This window comes from Acaryochloris sp. IP29b_bin.137 (assembly GCF_028285745.1).
In the GTDB taxonomy this organism is placed as follows: Bacteria; Cyanobacteriota; Cyanobacteriia; order Thermosynechococcales; family Thermosynechococcaceae; genus Acaryochloris.
The window spans coordinates 16,339-27,751 of the sequence record NZ_JANQOP010000364.1; the positions used below are offsets into that span (position 1 = coordinate 16,339).

At 47.0% G+C, this 11,413-nt stretch carries 12 protein-coding genes; 10 read left to right on the forward strand and 2 right to left on the reverse strand.

The window, feature by feature from the left end; all coding sequences use genetic code 11:
* Positions 1–2 precede the first annotated feature (2 nt).
* The 3 genes from Q0991_RS24375 to Q0991_RS24385 all read left to right on the forward strand — a co-directional run bounded on the left by Q0991_RS24375 (position 3) and on the right by Q0991_RS24385 (position 1,763).
* Positions 3–455 carry a PPC domain-containing DNA-binding protein gene (locus Q0991_RS24375; protein ID WP_299493557.1) on the forward strand — a complete coding sequence of 151 codons (453 nt, stop codon included), beginning with the start codon at positions 3–5 and terminating at the stop codon, positions 453–455.
* A gap of 90 nt (positions 456–545) precedes the next feature.
* Positions 546–1,274 carry an MgtC/SapB family protein gene (locus Q0991_RS24380; protein ID WP_299493559.1) on the forward strand — a complete coding sequence of 243 codons (729 nt, stop codon included), beginning with the start codon at positions 546–548 and terminating at the stop codon, positions 1,272–1,274.
* Between the two features lie 330 nt (positions 1,275–1,604).
* Positions 1,605–1,763 carry a hypothetical protein gene (locus tag Q0991_RS24385; RefSeq protein WP_299493561.1) on the forward strand — a complete coding sequence of 53 codons (159 nt, stop codon included), beginning with the start codon at positions 1,605–1,607 and terminating at the stop codon, positions 1,761–1,763.
* On the opposite strand, the gene Q0991_RS24390 is transcribed toward Q0991_RS24385, so the two are convergent.
* Complete coding sequence (locus tag Q0991_RS24390) at positions 1,754–2,539, reverse strand: TetR/AcrR family transcriptional regulator (protein ID WP_299493562.1); 786 nt, start codon at positions 2,537–2,539, stop codon at positions 1,754–1,756. The two genes, Q0991_RS24385 and Q0991_RS24390, sit on opposite strands and share 10 nt — an antisense overlap.
* A gap of 147 nt (positions 2,540–2,686) precedes the next feature.
* Here Q0991_RS24390 and Q0991_RS24395 point away from each other — a divergent pair, with 147 nt between their 5' ends.
* Complete coding sequence (locus Q0991_RS24395; RefSeq protein ID WP_299493564.1) at positions 2,687–3,112, forward strand: hypothetical protein; 426 nt, start codon at positions 2,687–2,689, stop codon at positions 3,110–3,112.
* 84 nt (positions 3,113–3,196) lie between these two features.
* Positions 3,197–3,577 carry a hypothetical protein gene (locus tag Q0991_RS24400; RefSeq protein WP_299493566.1) on the forward strand — a complete coding sequence of 127 codons (381 nt, stop codon included), beginning with the start codon at positions 3,197–3,199 and terminating at the stop codon, positions 3,575–3,577.
* A 76-nt stretch (positions 3,578–3,653) separates the two neighbouring features.
* Here the strand turns inward: Q0991_RS24400 and Q0991_RS24405 are convergent, their stop codons facing one another.
* Positions 3,654–5,162: an FAD-dependent oxidoreductase gene (locus Q0991_RS24405; RefSeq protein ID WP_299493568.1), complete on the reverse strand. Its 1,509-nt coding sequence runs from the start codon at positions 5,160–5,162 to the stop codon at positions 3,654–3,656.
* A gap of 229 nt (positions 5,163–5,391) precedes the next feature.
* Here Q0991_RS24405 and Q0991_RS24410 point away from each other — a divergent pair, with 229 nt between their 5' ends.
* The 5 genes from Q0991_RS24410 to Q0991_RS24430 form a co-directional block, all read left to right on the forward strand.
* Positions 5,392–7,107 carry a YgcG family protein gene (locus tag Q0991_RS24410; RefSeq protein ID WP_299493570.1) on the forward strand — a complete coding sequence of 572 codons (1,716 nt, stop codon included), beginning with the start codon at positions 5,392–5,394 and terminating at the stop codon, positions 7,105–7,107.
* 237 nt (positions 7,108–7,344) lie between these two features.
* Positions 7,345–9,078: a YgcG family protein gene (locus Q0991_RS24415; protein ID WP_299493572.1), complete on the forward strand. Its 1,734-nt coding sequence runs from the start codon at positions 7,345–7,347 to the stop codon at positions 9,076–9,078.
* A 53-nt stretch (positions 9,079–9,131) separates the two neighbouring features.
* Positions 9,132–9,884, forward strand: a complete 753-nt coding sequence (locus Q0991_RS24420; protein WP_299493574.1) for a LemA family protein — start codon at positions 9,132–9,134, stop codon at positions 9,882–9,884.
* A 226-nt stretch (positions 9,885–10,110) separates the two neighbouring features.
* Entirely contained in the window at positions 10,111–10,971 is an 861-nt protein-coding gene (locus Q0991_RS24425; RefSeq protein WP_299493576.1) for a hypothetical protein, read from the forward strand.
* Positions 10,964–11,413, forward strand: a 450-nt coding sequence (locus Q0991_RS24430; protein ID WP_299493579.1) for a caspase family protein, incomplete at its 3' end; no start/stop codon positions are given. The genes Q0991_RS24425 and Q0991_RS24430, both read left to right, overlap by 8 nt.

Sequence of the window (11,413 nt, forward strand, 5' to 3'; positions counted from 1 at the left end):
CAATGGCTATCAATGGCATGCAGGAACCAGGACCGCTGCAAATTTTAGCGTTTAGATTATCGCCTGGCTCGGATGTGCGCCAAGCCATAGAAGACATCGCCACACGTGAGCAAATCAGTGCTGGCAGTATTTTGAGTGCAGTGGGTAGCTTGAGCAGGGTGCAGTTGCGATTTGCCCATGCTGAAACACCAACGGAACTGACTGGGAAACATGAAATCCTAACGTTGTCCGGAACCCTGAGCTCAGCGGGTGTTCACTTGCATATGACTGTTGCCAATGAATGGGGGGAGTGTAAGGGCGGTCATCTTGTGGACGGGTGCCATGTTCATACCACCTTGGAACTCATAATTGCGACGTTCGTAGATCTTCAATTTACTCGAAAACTAGATCACTTGACTGGATATCCAGAGCTGGTGATTAGCTCAATTTCTCAATCTTCCTCATCCTCGACTTAGGTCTAGAAATAGGGAAAGGGAATGGTTTTTCTTAGCCTTGATTTAACCTGCCTGCGTCAGAATCGAAACGCATTATTGAGCAATTTTTGCATGACTTGGATCGATTTCGGCTTACGGCTAACCGTTGCTCTGATTTTGGGAAGTGCAATCGGCATTGAACGACAGTGGCGACAGACTCGCGCTGTTCTGAAAACCAATGTTCTAGTCTGTATTGGCTCATCGATGTTTGTGATGATGTCTTTAATGCATGCCCAAGATTCCAGTCCAACGAGGGTTGCAGCTCAGATTGTTTCTGGCGTGGGCTTTTTAGGGGGCGGTGTCATTCTCAGAGAAGGCACGAGTGTGCGGGGGTTAAATACCGCTGCAACCCTATGGTGTTCTGCTTCTGTGGGAACGCTCGTAGGGGGCGGATTCCTTTTTCCGGCTTATTTGGGGGCAGCGGCCGTAGTTCTGTCTAACTTGTTGATGCGACCTTTAGTAGAACAGCTAAAATTTCGCCCCCATAAACCTGGACAGTCCGCAAGTATTTATCGATTCGTTCTCATTTGTGAAAACCACGAAGAGAAAGTTATTCGTAACGTGCTGTTGGAGTCTGTCAATACAGAAGAGATGATGATCAACGCTTGGCGGAGTGAAAGTTTAGATTCTTTAGGCAAACATCATCAGATTGTTCTTGAGATTGAATTGATGACCGCTCAGCGTAATGACAAGCTCCTGGATGATTTGAGTGAGATGCTGCAGGACTCCTCCAATACCCAGCAGATTCGCTGGGAAATGGTCTCGGATCGGATTAAGGGTATTCCTCTACCCACCCAGTAGCTTCATGCGGATGTGACATCGTTATTATTACCCGTACATGAGCAATCGGGGACTTTAAGGCAAGAAGGGTAAAGCAGCCAATTCCTAACAGGCAGTATTAACAAATAGGGTTTTAAGATTACTTTAGCCACGAAATATTTTCTGAAATGAAGAAAATTGCTGCGATTAGCCTATTACCTACGATTATTCCTATTATTCTTTCAATAATATTAATTTATGATAAAAAATCCGTTTTAACGGAGGCTTTGTGATTTATTGGTTAAGCCAAGAATAACGAATCGTTAAGGTTTGATGGGGGATATTTAGACAATGCATGCAAACTCAAAGCAAATGATTCTTGCTTCTTCTTTCTTTATTTTTTGCTTGGTGGGACCACTCACCTTTTGGCTCGGTGAGCGGAGTAGTCGAGCATCACTGAGTTGTCCTCCTCAACAACTACAAGCGGATAGTCCAGTGGTATGGTCTCCAAGCCAACATCCTCAACAGTAATCAAGGGTGTGATTCCATACTGATTTGAACGCTTCTGGCTGAGTGCAAACAGATTGCAATCGATGGTGGATGGCGAGTCGCGATCGCATAATCACATCCCCATCCCCGTAGAGTTGAAACGCCCAGTTCGCCCCAAATAAGAGCATATCCAGCTCGTGGGCCAATTGATTAGCATTGGCATGGCCATGAATATCTCCCACCTGCTGTGCTTTCACAATCAGACGGACAAAGGTCTGCTGCCGTTCGGCCATAATTTCAGCCAAGCGATCGCGAATCGGGCCGGGGCGACTATTAAATTCAGTAGATGTGGCAGCAAAGAAGCATCCCCCCCGAAATAGCTGCTGCTCTGTATAACGCAGCCAGGCTTCGCAGAGAGACCACAGACGTGGCAAGCCTTTGGTCGTACGCAGGGCAGGCCGAACCACTTCTCGCAACACCAAATGGCGGGCACCTTCAATCACAGCCAATTGCAGTGCTTCTTTGGAGCCAAAATGGGCAAACAAACCGCTTTTGCTCATCTGCAATTCTTTGGCAAGCTGCCCAATGGAGAGTCCTGTCAGGCCGTCGACAGACGCCAAATCCATGGCACAGTTCAAAATGGCTTTGCGGGTTTGTTCGCCTTGGGCTTTGCGGTGATGAACGGTGGAACTCAAAGTCTCAGTCAGGTGATAACGCGATTGATTATAGCTTGAAAATTTTGCCTGCTTGCGAGGAAAAGATAGGGTGATGGGGTCTGAATGGCTCAAGCGGGGCTGGCTACACAAATATGACTGCATTCGCGACCAAGGGATAGCTCACTTGCTGATCTCGGTGATCGAGCATCTGAGGCGACTCATATCCTTCGGTGTAGACTATCAAACCTCGGCAGCATGCTAATTTTTGGGTAATTTTGTGCACTATGGTTCTAAATCGATTGCTATTTTATGCCTGAAATTCAACCTGCTGATCCTGCTTCCAGACGAAAATTATTAGTTGGGCTGTCGCTCTTTCTGCTGGTGATGTTGTTGGGCCAGAGCGTCGTTCAGTGGTTCACGAAGTGGCTAACTGAGGATCCAGAGCGGGTGAGGGAATATTTCGTCTATATTGTCGGTGCGATCGCAGTCATCTTCTCGCCGCTGTTGGCGTTGGGATATTATTCTTGGCAAATTGGGGGGGCGGTCATCAGGGCCAAGCGATTTCCACCACCCGGGATGAAGGTGATCAAGGATACTGTAGTGGTCAAAGGGCGCAAGGCAATAGTTCGAGGACGAGCCTTGCAGGTCTGTGGTGCAGTGATGGGGGGGACTGCCATTGCCTTTCCGATGGCCTTCTGGCAGATTCTGGGCCATCTTCTTAGCGAAACGCGATAGGTCTGATGGGTTTTGGAGTCTCAATGTTAGCTTAAAAGAGAGAGAATCTCTACGGTCTGCAATGAGCGCTTTGGAGGAAAAGGGATGCCAGATAGCCCGTGTAATCTTGTATTCGTTTATAACGCCGATGCTTCGTTCAACAGCCTGTTGCAAGAAGCGGCCCATAAACTCTTTGATCCCGATTCCTACGAGTGCTCTTTATGTGAGCTGACATATTCCCTCATCCGCAAGAAAAAAGGCTGGGTAGCATTCCTCGATGCCTTGCCCTGTACCCATGAGTTTCATCTTAGGAACCGCTTTCGCCAGAAATATCCGACTCACGCCCATGACCCGTTTCCTTGTATTTATAACAAGTCCGATACGGGTGATCTAAAGCTATTGGTTAAAGCGGAAGATATCGACAATGCAGAGACACTCGAACAACTACAAGAGATGGTAACGACAGCCGTTTTAGATCGGTGGTAGGATTTGCTTACCGGACGATACGGCGTTTCAAGCAGCCTTAATAAGATTAATGCGGCACCGCGCTAGCAGATGGAAGTTAAGGTAGCCAAAACTGAGGTAACCAGCTTTTTTGTACGTCCCGAACGGCCTTGTTGATGGAACGGGCGATTTGAATATGAGGTTCATCAGGTTCAATTGGGGCAATAGAGGCGGGAAAGCCCTGACCTAATTGGCTAATCACATGATTTGCCGCTTCTAGTCCGGTGACATAGGCTTTTTCCTGGGACCAAGAGCCGTGCCGAGTCACCACCCAGTCGCCACTCATATATAAGTTGTTAATGGGGGTTTGTGCGGGTAACAAATACCGATAGCTACCCGGTGCAAAGTGGGTAACGGCTCTGGGTAACCGAATCACGCTGGAATCAACCACTTTAGCTTCTCGAAAATCGGGAAGACAGGTGGTGAGGTCCTGTTGCACCATGCGAATAATCTCATCGTCTTCCACGGTTAGGAACTGATTGGCATGGTAAAAGTCCGCTTCAATGACTGTTTCTGGCTGATCGCGATAGTCATCATGGAGGGCATTGAGGTCAAAAAAGGTAGAACCCGTGGTGGGATGGAAGCCAAAGCAGGCATTGGACGGTTGAGGAACATCGACTTTGCGGTCAAACCAGAGGCGAGTGGCTAAGATATCCACAGCACCCAAATTCATCATGTCGCGGAACTGAGGATGCTTTTGTAGCGTGGAACTGCCCCGGACGATGTTTTGCATGCCTGTAATGCCGACGGAAAAGATCACCGCATCGGCTTCAAACACTTCATCTCCACAAATAACGGCATCGGCTTGGCCTAAATCATTGAGCCGTACATCGGTAACTCGGCGTTGGGTGAGGATTTTGCCCCCTGCATCGGTAATGCGATCGCACCAGGGTTTAAAAATCTTTTCCCCCACGGTCCCCCGACACCACACCACATCAAAATCAGCCTGGTGGGCCAGGATGAAATAGTAGAGCATCCCTAAAGCGGCAGCAGCGGAGCATTGCTCACCTGGGGCAAACAACCCTACCAACAGCATCGGTTCAAAGGCATCTCGATACAGCCGTGCGGAAACGCCATAGCTCTTGAACAGTTCCCTAGCCGTCACCGAGTCGTAGCGTCGCCAAGCCTCATCGGAATTATCAAAGTCGATGATCGGATACATCATTGTAAAGGCGGACAGCCGATCAACCAGCGGTAAGCGGGGAAACTGGGGATAGGCAAATGTCCCCAAGGGCATCGGTAAGCGCTGTTCCTTCTGGAAAATAGGGGACACCGCTTCTAGTCCTGCCGGAGAATATTGAGAGGACTTTGTCCAGTCTGTAAAGGGATCAAGTCCTAACTCGTCAACTAAGCCAAAAATATTTTTATAGGGATACCAAAACCCATGAATCCCGGCTTCAACGGGACGACCTCCTGCTGTTTTCCACCCTGCGACCAGGCCACCTGGATAAGAGCCTGCTTCCAAAAGGGTGACATCATACCCCTGGGACACAAGGTGATAGGTGGCACCGAGGCCAGCCCAGCCAGCACCAACGACGACAACACGTTTTTTGGAGTCAGAGGTCATAGCTTTTAGAAATTAAATGATGGGTAACCAATTGCCGTATTTACCATGACATGAAATCTGCGGTTCTTGCACGGATGTAATACCCAGTGATGGGTCTATCTTGCAGACTGAAAAACACCATAAATGACTCTTATGGTTTTGCAACAGGTACACAAGGGGATATCTGTAGGGAACGTTAGAACTGTTATCGCATTTTCTCGTTTGTCGAGACCCTGTTGCTCTGGAACCTATGTTGCTGAATCGATATAAAGGATTGAACCGCTCCTTCCTCACCTTCGTCATTGGTTGGGGACTCAGCCTGTTGCTATCGCTAGCTTCCCTAGCTCCCAGTCAGGCCATTCCCATAACTGAAGTTCCTAATCCTCGCCAGGACAATAATTGGGTGATGGATATGGCTGATTTACTCAGCCCTGATAGCGAAGCACAACTGAACCAGATGATCACGGCATTGGAAGAGGCGAACGGTGTCGAAATTGCAGTGGTGACGGTTCCCGAAACGAAACCTTCCGCATCCCCCAAAGCGTTTGCGACAGAACTATTTAACACCTGGGGAATTGGCAAAGAAGGGGAGGACAACGGTATCTTATTTCTGGTTTCGAAGAACGAACGCCGCACAGAGATTGAGACTGGGTATGGTCTAGAGGCTATTCTGCCTGATGCTAAGGTAGGCAATATTCTCCGTACTCAGGTCACCCCACACTTTAAGCAAGGCAATTTTGATCTAGGTATCGTCAAAGGTACCCAGGCGATGATCCAGGTCTTTGAGAACGACACGCTTCAACCCAAAACACCATTACCTGTTCAAGAAGGAACCCCGAAACCCTCGACCTCAAAAGTAGAAAAAGAGCAATACATTACTAGGGCTAGTTATTTAGCTTTCATCATAATATTGGTCGTTATTGTGATGGGAACATTGAAATATGTGAGTCAAATCAAGACTCAAGTCTTTCGGGTTACTCCCGTGGGTCGCACTACTTTGGACTCTCGCAGGTGGACGTCCCTGTGGATCACAATACTTCGGAAATTATCGTTAGACAACGGCAAACACACACCCATTAAACACGGTATTTTCCTGAATTCAATAAAAGTGTCCCAAGCTGGGGGGGCTTATTACGGCACATCTACTGGGTTATTAATAATAGCTTATGTTATGCAGATCGGAGTAGCTTGGTTTGCCTCCTTTGCCTTCCTGATCTGGGCTTGGTTAATGTATGAACTGTGGTGCTGTTTTAGACGAGATGTAGGCAAAAAAAAAGCAGGCTGTGACCTATTTATACTGAATTTATTCAGCTTCATATTTATTGGTGGCGGAGTTTTTTTTACCGACTTAATGCTTCAGGTTGTTCCTTGGATTTTAATACCGCTGTTTCTAACCATTTTCCCAATGATATTTCAGTCGATTAGATTGCTACCCCCAGGCAACGAGGCATTTATCAATTCGTTTATGTTCCTCTGTATTGGCTGGGTGGCTTTTGCTATCGGCTTAATTCATCCTTTTCTTCCTGGTTTTCTAGCACTGCCGTTCCTATGTGCTTGTTCAGGTTCACTACGGTCCATGAGATTGCTGAACCATAATAAGGTGCTATGCCAATGCCAGTCTTGCAGCAGTCCGATGCAACGGCTGGATGAGAACATTCTTCGGCACAACCTGAAATCATCCTTGTTTTCGAATCGCTTTGAATATCACGAAGGCTGGCAATGTTCCACCTGTGGTCCATCAACTTTGCATATGTTCTCAGAACAATTCCCATGGATAACTCGCCGTTATAGCGATGGTTGGAGCGGGAGCGGGTACAGATCCTCTCACTCTCATAGCGGGAGTGGCAGTAGCTACAGCAGTGGCAGTAGCTATAGCAGTGGCAGTGGTGGCTATGGTAGCAGTAGCGGAGGGAGTGACTTTGGTGGGGGCAGCAGTGGCGGCGGTGGAGCTGGAGAGAGCTGGTAATTGTCCTCTTCTGAACAGTCTCAACTTTTGAGGCTCACGTCAGCATTCTCTGCTGTTTGCACCAACTACAAACTCCCTATTCTCATCACTTTTTGGGATGAATTGTGATAGTTCATGGAGCGAAAGGTTTAGCGGAGGAATAACTATTCACACTGCCAAGTGTCCTTCTGGGAACACTAGAGATATTCAGTGATGACTGCTCCAAAGTCTTAGTCCAAACCTAAGCTTGATCAAAATATGTTTCTCTCCAGACTTAAACAGCGAGAACGTTCACTGCTGACATTCATCTTGGCGTTGGGTTTCAGCCTATTTCTTTCGATATTTTCCCTAACACCGAGCCGGGCCATTCCCGTATCTGAAGTTCCTAATCCACGCCAGGATAACCACTGGGTAATGGATATGGCTGATGTGCTTAGTCCCGACAGCGAAGCAAAGCTGAATCAGATGATTACTGCTTTGGAAGAAAAGAACGGTGCTGAAATTGCAATCGTGACCGTACTCGATACTAAACCATCAGCCTCACCCAAAGCCTTTGCAACCGAGCTATTTAACACTTGGGGAATCGGTAAGGAAGGGATTGACAATGGTGTATTGTTTTTAGTCTCTAAAAATGAACGTCGTACGGAAATTGAGACAGGATATGGTCTAGAGTCCATACTTCCAGATGCCAAAGTGAGTAACATTCTGCGCACGCAGATCATCCCTCACTTTAAACAAGGCCATTTTGAGTCAGGCATCGTCCATGGGACTCAAGCTATTATCCAGGTTCTAGAGACGGAGCAAGTTGGATCTCAGGTGCCGTCAACCCATGCAGAACCAACGCTTCACTGGTTTGCTCAACTCTCGGAACAGATGCACCTGATTATTGCAGGAGGTATAGCCTTCATCGTTACAGGTGTGGTAACGATGACCTCTGTTGTACTAGCGAGAGTCTCTAGAAAAAAGCAGGTTTTGAGCGTGTCTCCCGTAGGTCGTACGATTTACCAGGAGCAACCGAATACATGGCCTACTCGGGGGTGGTTTTGGATATTGCGGTGGTTAGCAGGAGACTACAACGCAACTGAGACACGACCACTAAAAATGCGAATCGCCTTTAACCCAACGAAAGAAGTGGTTCAAACTTGGTGGACTTTCTTTGGTCTATTGATGGGGCTGTGGCTCCTAACCTCTTTTATTAAAGGAATTACTTTATTCAAGCTACTGCTGATTTGGGGATGGTTGGGTTACGAAATTTGGCGTTGTGCGAAGCGCGATCAGCCCCTTGTCAATGCCGTTAAAACAGCCTTGGGCAAGCTGATTATCTTGGGTTTCGTCGCCAGCTTATTGCTGCTTTTTGTCGCAGGTGCTGTCAGGAGCCCTATGATTGGAAGGATATTATTACCTAGCCTGTTTGCTGCCTTTGGTGGAGCCTGTGCTTGGACATTACGGCAGTTGAGATCGCTCTCTCACAACATCGAGGTACGGTGCGAGTCTTGTCATCATCCCATGCAACGTCTTGACGATACGGCTTTAGAACAACATCTTAGACCTGCAGATAAGGTAGCTCAAAAATTGGAGAGTACACGCTTTGAAGGTTGGCACTGTCCAGCCTGTAGTCCTGCACAAGCAGAGAATGGCTTTGATTTACATCTCCTACAAGAAGTTCTGCAATCAAATCGATTTGAGCATTGTAGTGAATGTGATGCCTATACGGTAACCAGCACATTTAAGATTCTTCAGCATGCAACAACCTCTGCTACAGGGGAAAAACTGGTAACGGGAGAGTGCGCTTGCTGTCATCAACAAACCGAGCAACAAGTGACCATTCCCCGTATTTCCAAGGCTTCAAAGAGTAACTGGTTGAGTGACTCTAGTGGGAGTAGCAGCAGTTTTGGGAGTAGCAGCGATTTTGGCAGTAGCAGCAGCACGAGTAGTGGTGGTGACTTTGGTGGAGGTAGCAGCGGGGGGGGTGGAGCTGGCGATAGTTGGTAATCGTCCTATTCTGATTCGCTTTGGTCCTTCATTAATTTATTGTTTTTGCCTTTATGAATTCCGATAACGTTATTCCTGAAGATTTAGTTCCGATTGTTTTAGAAAAAGCAGGCCAGCTCTATCTCCAACAAACGGGTCCACAAGGGTATTCTCTGGAACAACTGATGGACACGGGTTCAGAAGCCCAAATTCCGCCAGAGCTGATTCAGCAGGCTTACCAGCAGCTTCAGCAAGAGCAAGCAGAAGCCAAGCAAGGTCAAGCCACCCGACGACAGCAATTAAAAATTGGGGGTGCGATCGCAACCACCGTAGCAGTCCTCGGGACAATTTGGGTGGGTGGCACCTACAACCATCTCACCGCCGCCCGATCCACCGTTGAAGGCAAATGGGCGCAGGTAGAAAACCAACTTCAACGTCGGGCCGATCTAATTCCCCAGCTCACGCAGATTGCCCAGTCCTACGCTAGTACAGAGAAAGAGATTATTCAGACACTAACCCAAGCCCAGACTGCCTTTTTACAAGCAGAGACAATTGCCCAACAGTCAGAGGCTAATGAGACAATGCAGGATGCGATCGCAAACTTCCAAAGCCTAGCGACTCGCTATCCCCAATTGCAGTCCAGTCAACTCTTTATCAACCTCCAGTACGAAATCGCCGGAACTGAAAACCGCATTGCCACTGAACGAATGCGGTTTAACCAAGCCGTCCAAGTCTATAACCAGTCACTACAAGCATTTCCGACCGTTCTAGTGGCGAAGAATATGGATTTCAAACCCCATCCCTATTTCCAACGCAATTCTCAGTAAGCAAAGATGACAAATATAGTAGACCCCAAAATTCGGATAATCACAATCTAGGTCCTTGTCCATATCATCAACTGCAAATTCAACTGAGTCAGCGGATCATCGCCACCTGACTGTATTGGCTGAAGTTATTGCAGGGTATTAAAGAAATATTACATATATACTTTCATCTGCATAAAATTCGTGGTTCCGAGTGATAAACAAGAGGAGATTTCTAGCGAAGCAATAGATGGCTCGTATTGTCGGCGTTCACGGTATTAATCAAGAATTTGATGGGAGTCATACCATCTATTCCAGATGGTTACCTGCCCTCAAGGATGGCCTAGAACGAGCAAATGCAACACTGATATCAGATGATGACTTCAAATGTGCATTTTATGGAGATCTATTCAGAGAGTCTGGGCAAGCAAAAGGGACCATACCGAATTATGACGTTAACGATATTGATGTTGAATGGGAAAGTGAATTTCTTCAAGAGCTATGGGGTGAGGTCCTAAAAGTCGAAGAGGGAGAATTAAATCTTCAGAAAGCCCCTGTGACCAAAGCTAGGACGCCAAGAATTTTGCAAGAAGCTTTGAGTGCTTTGAGTCAATCTCGTTTTTTCGGGGGCGTTGCTGAGAAATTTATCATTGCTTTTATGAAGCAGGTGCGGTTGTATTTGTATGACTCAGAGATTCGGCAGCAGATTAGATCGCGAGTGGCGGACTGTATCACTGAAGATACCCGAGTCTTAGTGGGACATTCTCTGGGTTCTATTGCTTGTTATGAAAGTCTTTGCCAGCATCCAGAATGGCCTGTAAAAGTTCTGGTGACACTGGGGTCTCCCCTTGGTATCCAAAGGCTGATTTTTGATCGTTTGGAGCCAACCCCTACTAATTCTCAAGGAAGTTGGCCGGGGAAAGTTGATACTTGGATTAATATTGCGGATGTTGGTGATATCGTTGCTTTAGAAAAGAAGCTGGATCCCTATTTTCAAGGTGATGTTATTGACCAACTCGTGAATAACGGGGCCGATGCACACAATGCTAATCGTTACTTTACGGCGAAAGAAACAGGAGAAGCCATCAAGTTGGGATTAGAGGATGCCTAACTATTATCTAGTAGCCTGTGGAACGAGCGAATCTGACTATCCCGAAGTTTATCCTCACTTGGAAAAAGTTCCTAATGATTTGTCTTGTGTTACCGACATCCTGACATCTCACTTTGACTATACCCCTGTCCTTGAATGCCTATCCTTAAATCCATCTGCTGACTCAATAAAGAAAGAATTTGCAAAATGGCTGATTAGCGGTGAATGCACTGCAGAGGACTGCATTGTTTTTTACTACTCAGGGCATGGAGAGTATTTACTGGGTGATCAACACTGTCTGATATTGAAGGAGACTGATCCTGCTATGGTGGGTTCGACTAGCCTGCCAACAGATGAATTGATTCGGCCACTTCAAAATCCGGGTGTAACCTTATCTCAGATTTTATTCATTATTGACACTTGTTACTCAGGAGAAGGAGCGGGTGATATTACTCAGTATGCA